Below are 16311 nucleotides of genomic sequence, written 5' to 3' on the forward strand. Positions count from 1 at the left end.
GGAAGGCCCGAAAGTTGCTAGGCCAAAAAAACTATTCTCGCCAAGATTCAATCGTCTGACGAGCTGGAGTCGTCGGACGAAGTACGGAGCTTAAAAAAAGGAACACACAAACTCGTCCGACCACTGCAAGGGAATCAGCTGTTTGATAAATCTTTAAATGCGCCATACAGTAGGCCGGGTAAACAAGCAAGAAGTGGTCTGCCGATTGTAAAAGTCATTGGAGGCACAGGCACCAGTCTTTTAACATGAAAACCCTTCAAGGCATTTTGGATAATATTATCCGAGCAGAAAAAGTGTATTATTCTTTCATCCCATCAAAACCATTCGTTTTTTTAGACTAACTTTAAAACCGATAAATCTGATTTTTAGTAAATGTCCGAATCCAGCGCGACCGATTATCTTACTGTACATGAAGCCCTTCACCGAATTGATAAATACACGGAAACCGGTATTAACTCAGAAACTATCCCGGCCAGACAATCCGTAGGACGAGTGCTATCCCAAGATGTAGCTGCCCAACGCGATATTCCCGAAACCGATAATTCTGCCATGGATGGGTTTTTGTTTTTGAAAAATGACCTGGAAAACGGGCTTCGAAGTTTTGAATTGATAGGGGAAATTAAGCCGGAAGATGATGGGGCTTCTTCTCCGGAATCCGGGCGGTGCAAACGGATTATGACGGGGGCGCAGGTCCCAGAGGACGAGGTTTTTGTGATCCCGGTTGAGCTGACAACCACAACGGGTTCAACCGTTGAAGTGAAGGATATTCCAAAAAGGAATCCCATCCGGAAAAAAGGCGAAGGATATCAAAAAGGGAAAACAATGCTGGCCAAGAACAAGGAAATCCGTCCGTATGAAATTGGGCTGCTTATTGAATCCGGAAACAAAGCCTGCCGGGTAAAAAAAAGCATCAGAATGGCTATTCAGGTCACGGGCTCGGAAGTAGATGAAGATATGAACACCAACGGACCGGTACTCTCCGGTTTGATGGAAACCTGGCCGGGGGTGGAGATTGAAACACACCCCGTGCTGCCGGATGATTTTGATAAAGTTGTTGATCGCATGAAAGAACTGTCCGGCTCTGCAGATGTGGTTTGTACTACGGGCGGAATTTCTAAGGGAGCGCGGGATTTCATTCTGCCAGCCATGAAAGAGCTCGGCGCCGAAATCATCATCAGGAACATTCAACAGAAACCCGGCAAGCCGATAACCTTCACAAAACTAAATGGAACTCTTTTTTTTCACCTTCCTGGAAATCCTATATCGGCCACTTTTTGTGCGGAGATGTATGTGCGTCGCGTGGTAAGGAACATGTTAGAACTTCCCCATTTAAATCTGAAAGCTGTCGCAGCCAATTCCCTCGAAAATCACCGTGAAGAGAAAACGCTGTTTGCCCCGGGTAAGCTATTTTTGGATAAAAATCAGCGCCTCTCGGTTCGCAGCAAGGGTGTGATGAGATCGCATCTGCTGCAACTGTACCGGGATAACGATGTCTATCTTCGTCTGGAGCCGGGCACACGTTACGGCAAAGGTGATTTAATCGAAGTAATTCCCTTCTCCACAGGAATCGATCTATCATGAAAAATCGTACGCTCTATATTTTATGCGGCGGAGAATCCCGGCGGATGGGACAGGATAAAGCCCTTCTTCAGATTCAGGGAAAATCCTTTCTTGAGCATATCATCGAAAGGACGCTTCCCATTTTCGATTCCGTTACGCTTTTAACTGGCGGTCGCTCGCTATCCACAGATATACGCCAAATACCTGATGCCATGCCGGATGTAGGCCCGCTGGGAGGAATATTGGCCGCACTGCACGATACCCAAGCTGATAGCATCGCTTTGTTACCGGTAGACCTTCCCCTCATTTCTGATGAAAGCTTACACACGTTAAATGCTCCCATTGATAAAAATTTAGATGCCCGGTTGGCTCAAAGCACCGACCGTATTCAACCCTTATGTGGGATATATCATATCAGAATTACCGGAAAGCTTGAGCAATACCTGCAATCAGGAAACCGGGCGGTCATGGGATTTATGGAAGAAATTAACTGCGGATATTTTTCAGTTTCAGAAGAAGAAATCAGGAATATCAATACCCCGGAGGAGTATCGGAAGTTTATTTAGAGTCTATAATTTTCGCAAAATATTGATTTAAGGACCGTGCTTGCATAAAACTCTCACCAAGCTGGTTTTGTAAATTGACGCCGATAGGTGTCTAACCATTCTGGTTACAGAATGAAATAGCCCTGAGCCAAAGCTCAGGGTATAAAAGGGGAATATGAAAACCCCGAATGGGGTTAAACCATCGAAATTATGGGTTCATATACACAAATTATTTTGAAGAGTAATTTAACGGAAGGGGCTTTTGGTTGAACCCCTTTCGGGGTTGATACCTCTTAAATCTACAACTCCAGGTGTTACCTGGAGCTATTTTCATCATGTAACCATGATGATTTGAACGCCATTCGGCGTAATGTTTTTTGAGGTCCAGGTGCTTGATGCGCCATCGAAAAAATAAACGGCAAACAAATCCTCAAACACTAAAAATAGATCGTAAACAGGAATAGGTCCTCCCTTGAGGGAGGTGCCAGATTTTGATTTATCAAAATACGCGGAGGGTGTTAGCGCCAAGGTCCCAAAGCGTTAAAATAACGGCTACTTACTCAAATACTCACCGACCAATCATTTTAAAAAGATGCAATACGCCGGGAAACAAGGCATGTAAACTTTCTTCGGCCCCGCTGCTGCTACCGGGCAACGAAATGATCAAGCTGTCACCCTTTAAGCCTGCTACTTGGTTGGAAAGCATGGCAAAAGGCGTGCGTTGAAATCCGTATTGTCGCATCGCTTCTCCAATGCCGGGCAATAATTTATCGACTTTTTGGCGAACAATATCGGGCACTAAATCACTTTTCTGGGCCCCGCTTGATCCGGTTAACAGGATTAGATCTACCGAGCCCGAAAGCCGGTCAAGAGTAGCTTCGATATCTTCTTTCTGCTCCGCCAGTAACTCTTCTTCTGAAAGGGTAATGGATTTATCTTCTAAAAACTCCCGGATAATCTCTGCGGAGTGATTAGGGCGATTTCCATCTTTTTTGGCGGTAGAAACAGTAAGTAATGCAGCGGTAATCGGACGGTCAAAATGGTCTCTGTGATCAGATTTCCCACCGTTCTTTTCTTCCAGTCTGATGTCGCCAAGGGTGATATCCTCTTGCAGCGGTTTAAGCATGTCGTAGGCATTTAGCAGAGCCCCGTTAACGGCTACCATCACTTCCATTTCCAGCCCGGTTTTCCAAACGGTCCGTGCTTCAGCTGTAAACTTTAGTGCATCAGGTAAGATTTCCATGCTGATGTCTACCCAGTCTAAGGGGAGCGTATGGCTGAATACCATCCAGTCAGGGGTGCGTTTAGCGGTTAATATGCCCGCGCTTCTGGCAACGGATGCTACATCGCCTTTGGGCACCGTTTTTTGTTTTACCCGTTCCAGCGTCTGTTCATCCAGAAAAATTTTACCGCTGGCCCGGGCGTATCGCAATGTGGTGTTTTTATGATGTATGTCTATCATGAGAACAATTGTACTGAGTGAATGAGTGGCTAAAGTATAGGAACTACGAACTACAAATTAGAATAATAAATGACCGCTTGAAAAGATGATGATTTGCTTGGCTGAGATAAATTTATAATCCCAAAATCGACCTCTTAACGTTCCTTTAAAATCGTTACATTTCAGCCCTTTGAAAAGAACCATTTGGCGCGGTTTCCTGTTATGTGGCCAAAACCAATAAATTGCATTTTATATGAGTGAAAAAGTAAGATCCATGTTCGCAGACATTGCGGACGATTACGATCGAATTAACAGCGTACTTTCCTTTGGAGTCCATCATGCCTGGCGCAAAAAAGCCGTCTTGGAAAGTGGTGCCATTGAAGGAGATCATGTGCTGGATTGCGCTACCGGAACCGGTGACCTGGCCATTGAGTTCAAGAAAACCGTTGGGGATAGCGGTTACGTAATGGGCACCGATTTTTGTGCGCCCATGATTGAGCCCGCTCCTGCAAAAGCTGAAGAAGCCGGCCTCAAAATCGATTTCGAAGTAGCCGATGCAATGGATTTGCCCTATGAAGAAGACACCTTCGACATAGCAAGTATCGCATTTGGAATAAGAAATGTGGATGAGCCTGTGACAGCCTTAAAGGAAATGGCTCGCGTGGTAAAACCCGGGGGACGGGTAGTAGTGCTGGAATTTGGCCAGCCCAAGGGATTGATGAAATTTCCGTATGAATTATACAGCCAGCATATTATGCCGGCTATTGGCGGATGGCTCAGCGGGAACAGGGAAGCTTATACTTATTTGCCCCGGACCAGTGCCGAATTTCCTGCCGGCGACCGCTTTCTCAAACTGATGGGTGACGCCAAGTCTTTCAGTAATCGAAGAGCTGTAAAGCTAACGGGCGGAATTGCCTACGTATATGTAGGTGTGGTTCAATAATATTATATTATGGCCTGTTGCAAAATTTAAAAGCATCAGCCAGCTAATAACAGTATCCTTCAGGGATAGAAGTTGCCAATAGGCATATACCAAAACACATATTCATGAATATAGAAGAGATAAAAAAAGTAATACCGCACCGGTATCCGTTTTTATTGGTTGATCGTGTGGTAGAATTAGAAGAAAAACGTATTAAAGCGCTCAAAAATGTGACCGGGAATGAAGAGTTTTTCAACGGTCACTTTCCGGGGCAACCTATCATGCCCGGGGTTCTGCAGGTAGAAGCTATGGCACAGGCCGGAGCCATTATGTTGATGACCCAGCATGTGGATGATCCCCAAAAGACCTTGATGGTTTTCAGCGGGATCAATAAATGCAAATTTCGGCGACAAGTAGTTCCCGGCGATCAGCTTATCCTGGAAGTAGAGCTGGGCTCTCAACGACGAAATTTTGTCACCATGCATGGTACGGCTTCTGTAGATGGTAAAGTGGCTTGCGAACTGGAGGCTTCTGCTGCTCTGGTTCCACGGGAGCAGGTATGAGCACTCAAAAAAAATCTGAAAAGCCTGCAAAAATAACCACCCAAACCGTGGTGGATATGAAACAGCGCGGAGAGAAAATCTCTATGCTCACGGCTTATGATTATACCATGGCCCAAATAATTGACCAGGCCGGGATCGAAATCATTTTAGTAGGGGATTCTGCCAGCAACGTGATGGCGGGCCATGACACCACCGTCCCCATGACGCTCGACCACATGATTTATCATGCCTCGTGTGTGGTACGCGGAGTGGACCGGGCCCTTGTGATTGCTGACCTGCCCTTCATGAGTTACCAAGTCACTACCAAAGAGGCACTTATTAGTGCCGGCCGTATGATGAAAGAAGCCGGGGCCCATGCTGTAAAACTGGAAGGTGGTAAACCCATCGTAGAAACGGTAAAACGCATTGTAGAAGCTGGCATTCCGGTGATGGGGCACCTGGGATTGACTCCCCAAAGCATTTATAAATTCGGAACGTATAAAGTGCGCGCTACCGAAGAGCAGGAGGCGGAAGATTTGATTCAGGATGCTAAACTGTTGGAAGAAGCCGGATGTTTCTCTATAGTTCTGGAAAAGATCCCCGCACAATTGGCAGCTCGGGTTTCCGAAGAATTATCTATTCCAACGATTGGCATCGGGGCCGGACCAGAGTGCGACGGACAGGTTCTGGTACTTCACGACATGTTGGGGCTCAATAAAGAGTTTAACCCTCGCTTTTTGCGGCGATATGCTGATTTGAATTCGGTAATGACCGAAGCGGTTCAGCATTACATCAAAGATGTTAAAGACAAAGATTTTCCAAATAAAGACGAGCAGTACGGCGGATGAGTGAATTAGAAGAGCGACCTTTTATTTTAGTTTCTAATGATGATGGTATTTTTTCTCCGGGTATCAAAGCCCTGGCTGAAGTAGCAGCCGAATTCGGGGATGTGTATATCGTAGCCCCTGACAAGGAGCAAAGTGCGGTAGGCCACTCCATCACTATTCAAGTGCCACTTCGGGCCAGTAAATTTACCGTAGCAGAAAAGTTTGATGGCGAAGCGGTAAATGGCACGCCTGCGGATTGTGTGAAGCTGGCTCACGGACAGTTGCTGGATCGTAAGCCTGATTTGGTGGTGAGCGGAATCAATCACGGAAGCAATGCGGGTATCAACATCATGTATTCCGGGACGGTGAGTGCGGCTACCGAGGGAACCATTTTGGGCTATCCTTCCATTGCCGTTAGCTGTACCGAATACAGCGAGGAAGCCAACCTTAGAGGCTGCCAGGAAGCGGCCCGCCGGGTTATAAAATTTGTATTGAAGAACGGGCTTCCCAAAGGAGTTACCCTGAATGTAAACGCTCCGGCCGGAGAATTTACCGGTCTCAAATGGACCCGTCAGGCTGACAGCCGTTATGTGGAGGAATACGAAAGCCGCACCGATCCTTTCAACCGTGCTTATTATTGGCTCACCGGTAAATTCGAGCTACTGGATGAGGGCAAAGATTCTGACATCCATGTGCTTAATCAGGGCTATGCGTCTGTTACGCCTATTCAATACGATCTAACCGCTTACGATCTCTTGGGAGATGTAGAAGACATCAGTCTGGACGATTAGGGTTTTTGATTGATGATTGTTGATTTGAGATTTCCTCAAATCTTTTATCCACCTCTCCCATCTGACGGCTGTCAAAAGGCAACGTAATATTAATCCTGCAAAGGGCCGTCTGATGGATGGCATTAGGGATCCATTTTCTATTCTTATAAAATACTTGCCAATTGTAGCAGTAAACACTGTTCAAAAATGGCTCAAAAGAGTTTTTTCTCCCCCAGCCTGCTCCGAGTATTCGCAGGGGGAAGATTAAGGAAAGGAGTTTGCTGTTACAGCATCTCAGCTCCGCATTCAGATCCCCCTGCAAATGAGCAAGCTCATTTCCGGTCCCTCTTCAAAGAGGGAATTTCTCCTTTAAGATCCGGGATGTAATTTTTGCTTTTAAGTCTGATAACCGCCCACAGGTTCTTTTCAAGAATTCTCCCTTTGAAGGAAGACCGTTTGAAAGCCTTGGCTTTTAAACAGAGGGATGTGAGATGCCTGAATAGGTCTCATAGATTAAAGCCTCACTAATTTTACTTTTAATCTATGAAGCCCAAAAGTTTCAGAAAAGAAACAGTTCGACAGAGTTATCCCTGCGAAAGCAGGGAGCTAAATGTTGAGTTGAAGTCGGCAGTTGATGTTTAAAAGCCATGAGATTCCGGGCATGCGCCGCGGAATGACCAATTTTATAGTTTGGACTCCCCAACCTTCCCATAAATCACATACTCTTCCCCAGCTTCGGTTTCCAGATCGTAGGTGTACACTTTTTCCAGGTCCAGATCTAAAAGTTCGGCATCTTCACTGATAAGGGGTTCTTTCACCTCAGGATTTTGATAGAAAGGATTTGGGTTTTCGCCGCTTGCTTCTACCAGTCCTTCGCCCTCAAGGGGAACGTACGAACGAATCCGGCTCACTCCGCCCAGGTCTGATTTAAGCCACAGGGTTACCAGTCTGTCATTCTTCCAGTCGATATCCACCTCAAAGCCGCCCCGGGCACGCAGGCCTTTTACGTAGCCATCCGGCCAGGCAGAGGGCAGGGCTGGGAGAATATGCAATGCTTCATCATGACTCTGCACCAGCATTTCTGCGATACCGGCCGTGCAACCAAAATTGCCGTCAATTTGAAAGGGAGGGTGTGCGTCAAAGAGATTCGGGTAGGTGCCACCTTTCTCGCTGCCGTCGGGGAGCCGGGAAGGACTAAGCTGATCGGTAATTAGTTTATAAGCATGGTCGCCATCCAACATACGTGCCCAGAAGTTTACCTTCCAGCCCATCGACCAACCGGTGGAAGGATCGCCGCGATGCAATAACGTTTGCTTGGCAGCCGCAAATAACTCAGGTGTTCGGTAAGGTGAAATCTGGTTGGAAGGATGGAAACCATACAAATGAGAAATATGGCGATGCTGGTCTTCCGGGTCATCCCAGTCTTTCATCCATTCTTGCAGTTGTCCGTGTTGTCCAATTTGCATCGGTGGGATCTTTTCCTTCATAGCATTGATCTCTTCAATGAAAGCCGGATCATCGCCCACTAACTCACCAATAATAGCCGTACGCGTAAACAGATCGAAGATCAGCTGATTGTCCATGGTAGCCCCGGCTGTAATAGCGGGCGTCTCCCCACTGGGTAGCTGATATCGGTTTTCAGGGGATACGGATGGCGAAACCACCATCCAGTCGGTGTCCAGGTAGGGCTGAAGTTCATCCAGAAAATATTGGGATGCCGATTTGAAGATAGGATACTCTTGTTTGATAAAGGCAGTGTCGCCGGTAAACAGAAAATGCTCATACATCTGTTGACTCAGCCATACGCCACCCATGGGCCACATGCCCCAGGAACCCATGCCATCAATGGGATCGGTGGCTCTCCAAATGTCGGTGTTATGATGTGTCACCCAGCCATCGGCATCGTAGGTTTGGCGTGCACTTTGCTGACCGGTTTGGGCGATGCCCCGTACCATCTCAAACAGCGGTTCATGGAGTTCACTCAGGTTGGTGAGCTCCGACGGCCAGTAATTCATTTCCGCATTGATGTTGATGGTGTACTTACTATCCCAGGGCGGAAACATTTGGTTGTTCCAGATGCCTTGCAGTGTTGGGGGCTGTCCGCCCGGTTGAGAAGAAGAAATCAGCAGATATCTTCCAAACTGAAAGTAGAGGGCTGCCAGTTGGGGATCATTGGCCGAGGCAAAGTTCTCTACGCGGACATCGGTGGTTTTTTGGCTGGCTTCGGTATCGCCCAGGTATAAATCAACCCGGTTAAAATACTGCTGGTAGAAATCGATATGAGATTGCTTTATGGCCTCATAATCTTTGCCCAAAGAAGCCTCCAGTTTTGAAGTAGCTACTTTATCGGGATCACCGCTGATGTCATCAAAACTCTTGAAATTGGTACCAATAGAAATGAACAGGGTGAGCTCATCTGCGTCTGTCACGCTAATTACGGTGTCGTTCGCAGTGATTTCTCCACCTTCGGTTTCAGCTTTCATGATGCTAGTGAATTCAACCCGGCCGGTTTTGCCTTCGTGGTCGCTGGTTTTTCCTTTAACGGTGATTTGATCTCCTTCAAAAGTCGTTTCGTGCTGCTGAGGGCTATCAAAAGAAAAAGAACCAGTAATCTGCCCCGGTTCGCTGGCCGTCATCTTCATCACAATAACATCATCCGTAAAAGAAGAAAAAATCTCGCGGGTAAAAGTAACCCCGTCAACCGTGTAAGAAGTGGTGGCGATGGCCTTTTCGATATCCAGCGAGCGCTTGTAATCGGAGTAATTTTCGTGGCCCGGAAAATCAATAAATAAACCACCCACCGGCTGGTACGGCATGCCCTGGTTTGAAGAAGATATGTGTTCATCGGCATAGGCTTGTGCTTCGGCATATTTCTCTTCATTCAATAGCTCTCGGAGTACCGGAATAGCTTCACCTACTTGCGGGCTGATGTTGTTCCCAGGCTCCCCTGCCCAAACGGTTTCTTCGTTGAGTTGCAGTTCCTCCCGCCCGGGCTGGCCGAATACCATCACTCCTAAACGTCCGTTTCCTACAGGCAGGGCCTCTACCCATTCTTCTGCTGGCTCATCGTACCACAAGCTCATGGTTTGATCCATGGAGGGCGGTTGGGGTGAATGGTTGCAGGCTGCTAAAAAGATCAGGGAAGAGAGGAGTAAGGGCCAGCGTAAATAATTCATAAAGTGTATTGATTATGTTTAGTAAGCTGCTGTTTTACTTAAGGTAAGTAAACATAATCAAATTGGGAACCAGCCCTTTGTAACTAATCCGTTAGATGGATTTTGATATGGTTTTGTATGAATATCAGTCTGACGGCTACAAGCCCGTCTGACCGTTGGTGGGGATGTAACCAAGAAGGTTTTAGCAAGGCTTCTGATTAAAAGATTCTATGCCGAATGTAGTTTGGTTCAGGGTAGGGTGAGTTTATTGGTCCCAATCATGGGTTTCCCTAATGGGATGCCCATGGTAAAAACCTTGGACTTTTAGTGCAGCACATTAGTATTTCGAAGAAATCTAAAGACTAAAATAATGGGGTCATTCAGAGGGTACTCCCGAAGAACCTTAGCCAGAAAATGATTACCAACAGGCCAAAGATATTGATCTAAGAGTCACTGGAAAAAATGATTCAGAGAATTAGCTGGATAGGCTCCGCAAAATGAAAGATCCTTCGAAAGTATTCTCAGGAAGACCGTGTGCATGGGATGTAGGGACTTTCAGTCCCCCTGCACTTTCAGGTTAGGGTGAGTTTATTGAACACAAAAAAACCACAAAGCCATCAGCCTGAAAATAGCTGACGGACTTTGTGGCTTTCATAACGGCTCTCTCTTTAACCAGCCGGATGACTAACTTTGCCCATAAATACCACGGTACCACTCTGTTGCTCGCGGATAAGGAATATGAACGGTCTGTTAGCATTAAATGAGGGGGGCATAGAGGTAAGTTCCATTCCTATGGAAGTTACAGCAGCAGCCTCCGTTCCTTCTTCGTCTACCGTTACAAACGTTTTGTGTTTTACCTGACTGATAAAAAGTCCACCATTGGGATTGATGCCCCGAAAATCAGCTTCATTTGGATTGAAGGCGACTTCCATGCCCAAGGACTTAAGCACTTCATTCATTGTCAGTTCGTATTCAATTTCAAACTTGGGCAGGTTAACTACGGTCTGTCGGTATGCAATATTGTCCAGCCATGTATTAAAATTTTCCTGACTTAGCTGATCGGCAATAAAGGTTTCGATTTTGGTATCCGGGTCGGCGGGCATCATCAGGCTCATGGTGTACAGGCTGTCTCCGTAGGGCAGGTCAATCATGCGTACCTCATCAGAAAAGTACGTGTTAAAAGCACCATCCTGTCGCATCATATCTACGTTGATTTCAGACCCATTCTCGAGGTAAAAAGGACGGGATTTTGTGTCTTCCTTATCAAAAGTGTGGGTCCAGTCGCCTTTAAAATAAATGGCGTTGATGAGGTACATGACCATGCTGGGAGGGATGCGATCGATAATGGTTTCAATAAGTCCGTTGGTATTATCCTCCACCCAATTGTTTATCGTGTCTACTGAGGAAGGATCGTCAAAGTCGAGTTCCTGTGCCTCGGCATCAAAATAGGTTTCCAGTTTATCCAGGAAGTCCGCATTAACCTCAAATTCCTGCCGGTTCCAAACCGAGTTGGCAATTTGCATTTGCACGGATGGGTCGGCGGTAATCAGGCGTTCAATCAAAAAACGGTATCCCTCGTTAATCTCTTCTATATCCATGCCGTGGAAGGCGAGGGTCTGACGCATCTGCTCTTGCGTTTCACCTTGAGCTCCGTTCATAGTCATCCCCAGGGCAACTGAAAGACTGAGTGGGGAAATGAAAATGTTGTCGGCAACGGTATCGTGCTCAACGGTGCTTTTAAAAACATCAAAGCTAAATGAATGGCCGCTTTCTACCAGTTGCTTTTCTGCTTGGGTAAGCTCGGCGGGCAGTTCAATGCCCCGACCGGGTTCTTGCCCGTTAGGTCCACTTATATCATTTGAACAAGAAGTGCTAAATAGTATGAAGAAAATAAATAGAAATGTGAGTAGATAATTTGGCTTCATCATATTTTTTAGAGTATCGGGAAGGGCAAAAGAATTCATGACGGTATGATTTAAAGGATTTTATAGCCCAGGATTTGTTAACCAGTACGCAGCCTTTGGGTTAAACGCTACATCTTTTTTTACTGAATTTTATAATGATAGGTGAAGGCAATATTCGTATCCTCTTATGGATATTTTACTATCTTAAGAATGCTGATAAGAGATTTGTAATTGCAACAACTTAATATGCTCACGAAAAGAATTATTCCCTGTCTGGACATCAAGAATGGGAGAACCGTTAAAGGCGTAAACTTTGAAGGCCTGCGAGATGCGGGCGATCCAGTTGAACTGGCTAAACGTTACAGTGAAGAAGGAGCCGATGAATTGGTATTTCTGGACATCACGGCCACATTGGAGAAAAGAAAAACGCTGGTAGAGCTGGTGAAACGCATTGCCAGGGAGATCAATATCCCTTTTACGGTAGGCGGGGGCATTAAAACTGTTGATGAAATAGAGGAACTGTTGAAGGCGGGCGCTGATAAAGTTTCGCTGAATAGCAGTATTGTCAAAGATCCCGCACTGATCAGCCGTGCTTCTGATGCCTTTGGTGCACAGGCTATCGTTGCAGCCGTTGATGCCAAAAGGAATGAGGGAAGCTGGAACGTTTATATAAAGGGTGGGACTGAAGACACCGGTTTGGATGCCCTGGAATGGATGCAGGAAACAGAAAAGCGCGGAGCCGGAGAGATTTTACTCACAAGTATGGACCGGGACGGCACCAAAGCGGGCTTCGATATTGAGTTGCTGAGTAAAGTAAACCAGTTGGTAACTATTCCTGTGATAGCCAGCGGTGGGGCAGGTACAGTCAAACATTGCATTGATGCTGTTAAAGAAGCGAATGCTGATGCCGTGCTAGCGGCAAGTATCTTTCATTTCAGAGAAATTGAGATCAGTGATCTTAAGGAAGAGATGCTGCAAGCCGGTATTGAAGTCCGCCCGGTTTGAGGCCTTATACATCCAGGGTATTTAGGCTTAAAAAGTGCCCGCCCCTTTTAAGGCAACTCAAGTATCTTGGAATAAAAAGCCAATACAAAACTGAAAATGTGAGAGAGAAGGCTTGTATAAGAATGTAATTTATTTAGTCAATATTAAAAATAAACTTAATAATTTAAGTTATTATCTTAAATTTTAATTAATAATTAAAATTTTTAAGTTTTGCTGGTTTCTCACACAAATCTCTCTGAATAATTATAGAATCCCCGATTTAAGCTGATCTTTTCGAGGGATTTTCCTGAACTTAATAAATTTATTTTTCCTTTAACCTTAATTATTTAGGCTGATTTGTCAAAATTATTGTAAGCGCTTTTTTGATCTCTCAAGGATAATATTTCTTTATATAGGGTGAGTGGCTGAGTTGGTTAGAGGTTAAATCAGCTTTTAAATAACTTTAAAAAACGATTTTTGAGTTGTGGGTGATTTGACAAACACCAAAAAAATGTGCTATTTGAGCACAGAACGAAGGCACATATGCAATAGTTGGAGTCAGGTAGCTCCTAAAAAATTTAAGTTTAGCGAATTAGGGAATACAGCTTTTAAAATGTCATGGAATCAAAGGCAGACTCATTTTATAAGATGTTGACTGCATTTTAAAGGCGCTTAAATATTTCCCGAGTCTATTAAATATGCACATTGCCCAGTTTTTTAAACAATTTTGAAGCTCCCGTGAACGAATAACTCACTCTCACTCACACATCATGGTAGCGCTCAAGGGGCCAAAGCAATGATTGCTTTGGCCTTTTATTATTTAAGGAAAATAGACAGATCTAAAGGGGGGGGACAGTAAACTGGTAGTGCTCTCTAAAAGTGAAGGCAAGTAAGCCAAGTATTCATTAAGAAAACATCAGTTCGATATAAAACTGGTCATTGCTGTAGATAGAGAGAACAAGCTTCTCCCCAAAAGTGGACACGTTGGTAGCGTTGAACGAAGCTTGGGCACCCAATCCCCAATAGGCCACCTATTCGCCCAACCCTCGACAAACATTTATGACTCAATACGCTACAAGCCTCGGGTTCTTTATGGCTGACAAGCTACCCAGAATTGCACCCGCTTAGGCGGTTTTACCCTGGGCTATTCATATTGGACCCTTTCAGGGTCTTTCTAACCAAATTTTGTTACCCAATTACCTGACCACTACAGCGATGAGTAGTCCATTTTTCGTCGTTCCTATATTGAACTCACGCTAAGAATGATTCAGCATATTAAATTTTGGTTTAAAGATTGTATGGCTGAGATAAAATGGAGAACTTCACGCCCTTAAAATTATTGATAATAACATTTAGCCCATGGCAGATATTAAAACCCTGACACAAAAGGACTACGATTTTTTAATTGAACTGGAAACCTTGCTTTATGAGCGTAAAGAGGAAATGCCCAAAGGTTCTTATACTACCAGTATGTATAAGAAAGGACTGGATAAGATTGCTCAGAAAGTAGGAGAGGAAGCAGTTGAAACCGTGATTGCTTCCAAAAATGAAAAGAATAAGGAAACGATTAACGAAGCTGCCGACTTAATCTTCCACCTGATGCTGTTGCTGGCAGAAAAAGAAATCCCCCTCCACAAAGTGATCAAGAAACTCCGTAAGCGACATAATAAAGGTAATCACAAACACATCGGAGAATAGAATATTTGTGAACGGTTAATAGTTATTAGTACGATACCCTTCCAACCGATTAATAAAAGTATAAATAACTATTAACCGCATTTTAACAGCTCCCGCCTTCTTTGTATCTTTATTTCTTAAAGTGAGACGCACCCAATATCCCCTATGAACAACAATATTCGAAATTTTTGCATCATTGCCCACATTGACCATGGCAAATCAACCCTGGCCGATCGTCTGCTGCAGCTTACCGGCGCTATTAGCGAGCGCGAAATGCAGGAACAGATTTTGGACGATATGGACCTTGAAAGAGAGCGGGGTATCACGATTAAAAGTCATGCCATACGCATGGACTACAAGCGCCCCAATGGTGAGAAATATATTTTCAACCTGATTGATACTCCCGGCCACGTAGATTTTGCCTACGAGGTATCCCGTGCATTAAAGGCTTGTGAAGGGGCCCTATTGGTGGTTGATGCCGCTCAGGGCATCGAAGCTCAAACGATCTCCAACCTCTATCAAGCTATCGACCAGAACCTGGAAATCATTCCGGTGCTCAATAAAATTGACCTGCCTGGGGCCGACCCTGAAGGCATTGGTCAGCAGATTGTAGACCTTATCGGTTGTGATTACGAAGAGATTTTACATGTATCCGGTAAAACAGGTGAGGGAGTAGATAAACTTCTGGAAGCCATTGTCGAACGCGTTCCCGGCCCCAAACGGGAAGAAGACAACCCCTTGCGTGCGCTCATTTTCGATTCCATCTTTAACACGTACCGCGGTTCGGTAGCGTATGTTCGGGTGATGGAAGGCGTGCTCCGTAAGGGCGACCTGTTTAAGTTCATGGCCAATAAAAAGGAATACAACGCTGAGGAAATTGGCTACCTCAAGATGAAAAAAGAACCCACGGATGAATTGCACGCCGGTGAAGTGGGCTATGTAATTGGCAGTGTAAAATCACTGCAGGATGTCCGTGTAGGTGATACCATTACCAAGGTAGATAATCCAGCGGACAAGCCCATTCCGGGCTACCAGGAAGCCAAACCTATGGTATTTAGTGGACTCTTTCCCACCGATGCCGATGACTTTGAAGATTTGCGTGGCGCACTAGAGAAACTACAGTTGAACGATGCTTCCCTTACGTATGAACCAGAGACCTCCAAAGCCCTTGGGTTTGGATTTCGTGCTGGTTTCCTGGGGCTGCTGCATATGGAAATTGTTCAGGAACGCCTTGATCGTGAATTCGACATCGATATTATCACTACCGTGCCCAACGTGGAGTACGAGGTGGAAGTAGACCGGGACGGCAAAGATAACAAACGCATTGAGGTGGATAACCCGAGCCAGATGCCAGATCAGGGGGACATCGCGGCTATTTACGAGCCCTATATAAAAGCCAGTATCATTTCCCCGGCTGACTACATTGGTCCCATCATGAAGTTATGCCAGGAACGGCGAGGTATTTACGTGAATCAGCATTTTATGCAAAATAATCGCGTGGAAATTACGTATGAACTGCCGATGGCCGAAGTGGTATTTGATTTCTATGACCGGTTGAAATCCGGAACGCGCGGATATGCTTCGCTGGATTATGAATTTATTGAATACCGTAAAGGTGATTTGGTACGTTTGGATATTTTACTGAACGGCGATCAGGTGGATGCTCTCTCAAGTATCACCCACCGGGACAAAGCCTATTATCTGGGCCGCAAAGTTTGTGCAAAATTAAAGGAACTTATTCCACAACAACAGTTTGAAGTAGCCGTACAGGCTGCCATCGGAAACCGGGTGATTGCCCGCGATACCGTGCGCGCCATGCGTAAAGATGTAACCGCCAAATGTTACGGTGGTGATATCTCGCGAAAGCGCAAGCTGCTTGAGAAACAAAAGGAAGGAAAAAAACGAATGAAACAGGTTGGTACGGTAGAAATACCACAGGAAGCATTCCTGGCCGTACTGTCTATGGACGAAGAGGACCGATAGT

At 45.4% G+C, this 16311-nt stretch carries 12 protein-coding genes; 9 read left to right on the forward strand and 3 right to left on the reverse strand.

Annotation, left to right across the window (positions count from 1 at the left end; all coding sequences use genetic code 11):
• Positions 1–372: 372 nt before the first annotated feature.
• A complete protein-coding gene (locus FN815_RS04305; RefSeq protein WP_142453374.1) occupies positions 373–1581 on the forward strand; it encodes a molybdopterin molybdotransferase MoeA in 1209 nt (402 codons plus the stop codon).
• Positions 1578–2126, forward strand: coding sequence for a molybdenum cofactor guanylyltransferase (mobA, locus tag FN815_RS04310; protein WP_142453375.1), 549 nt, complete (start codon positions 1578–1580; stop codon positions 2124–2126). The genes FN815_RS04305 and mobA overlap by 4 nt, the downstream gene beginning before the upstream one ends.
• 547 nt (positions 2127–2673) lie before the next feature.
• On the opposite strand, the gene moaCB is transcribed toward mobA, so the two are convergent.
• Positions 2674–3567 carry a bifunctional molybdenum cofactor biosynthesis protein MoaC/MoaB gene (moaCB, locus tag FN815_RS04315; protein WP_142453376.1) on the reverse strand — a complete coding sequence of 298 codons (894 nt, stop codon included), beginning with the start codon at positions 3565–3567 and terminating at the stop codon, positions 2674–2676.
• 232 nt (positions 3568–3799) lie between these two features.
• Here moaCB and ubiE point away from each other — a divergent pair, with 232 nt between their 5' ends.
• From ubiE to surE, 4 genes are all read left to right on the forward strand, one after another.
• A complete protein-coding gene (ubiE, locus tag FN815_RS04320) occupies positions 3800–4489 on the forward strand; it encodes a bifunctional demethylmenaquinone methyltransferase/2-methoxy-6-polyprenyl-1,4-benzoquinol methylase UbiE (RefSeq protein ID WP_142453377.1) in 690 nt (229 codons plus the stop codon).
• Positions 4490–4593: 104 nt separating this feature from the next.
• Positions 4594–5031 carry a 3-hydroxyacyl-ACP dehydratase FabZ gene (gene fabZ / locus FN815_RS04325; protein WP_142453378.1) on the forward strand — a complete coding sequence of 146 codons (438 nt, stop codon included), beginning with the start codon at positions 4594–4596 and terminating at the stop codon, positions 5029–5031.
• Entirely contained in the window at positions 5028–5858 is an 831-nt protein-coding gene (panB, locus tag FN815_RS04330; protein ID WP_142453379.1) for a 3-methyl-2-oxobutanoate hydroxymethyltransferase, read from the forward strand. Before fabZ ends, panB begins: the two co-directional genes overlap by 4 nt.
• On the forward strand, positions 5855–6628 hold the full coding sequence (surE, locus tag FN815_RS04335; protein ID WP_142453380.1) for a 5'/3'-nucleotidase SurE: 774 nt from the start codon (positions 5855–5857) through the stop codon (positions 6626–6628). Before panB ends, surE begins: the two co-directional genes overlap by 4 nt.
• A 662-nt stretch (positions 6629–7290) precedes the next feature.
• Here surE and FN815_RS04340 read toward each other — a convergent pair.
• Positions 7291–9783, reverse strand: a complete 2493-nt coding sequence (locus FN815_RS04340) for a glycoside hydrolase family 95 protein (protein ID WP_142453381.1) — start codon at positions 9781–9783, stop codon at positions 7291–7293.
• 647 nt (positions 9784–10430) lie between these two features.
• Positions 10431–11726, reverse strand: coding sequence for a serpin family protein (locus FN815_RS04345; protein WP_142453382.1), 1296 nt, complete (start codon positions 11724–11726; stop codon positions 10431–10433).
• Positions 11727–11912: 186 nt separating this feature from the next.
• Here FN815_RS04345 and hisF point away from each other — a divergent pair, with 186 nt between their 5' ends.
• The 3 genes from hisF to lepA all read left to right on the forward strand — a co-directional run bounded on the left by hisF (position 11913) and on the right by lepA (position 16310).
• Complete coding sequence (hisF, locus tag FN815_RS04350) at positions 11913–12671, forward strand: imidazole glycerol phosphate synthase subunit HisF (RefSeq protein ID WP_142453383.1); 759 nt, start codon at positions 11913–11915, stop codon at positions 12669–12671.
• 1338 nt (positions 12672–14009) lie between these two features.
• Positions 14010–14348 (forward strand): phosphoribosyl-ATP diphosphatase, encoded by a 339-nt coding sequence (hisE, locus tag FN815_RS04355; protein WP_142453384.1) that lies wholly within the window; start codon positions 14010–14012, stop codon positions 14346–14348.
• A 144-nt stretch (positions 14349–14492) separates the two neighbouring features.
• Positions 14493–16310: a translation elongation factor 4 gene (gene lepA, locus FN815_RS04360; protein ID WP_142453385.1), complete on the forward strand. Its 1818-nt coding sequence runs from the start codon at positions 14493–14495 to the stop codon at positions 16308–16310.
• Position 16311: the final 1 nt, after the last annotated feature.

Origin of the sequence: Gracilimonas mengyeensis (assembly GCF_900182705.1) — a bacterium.
In the GTDB taxonomy this organism is placed as follows: domain Bacteria; phylum Bacteroidota; class Rhodothermia; order Balneolales; family Balneolaceae; genus Gracilimonas; species Gracilimonas mengyeensis.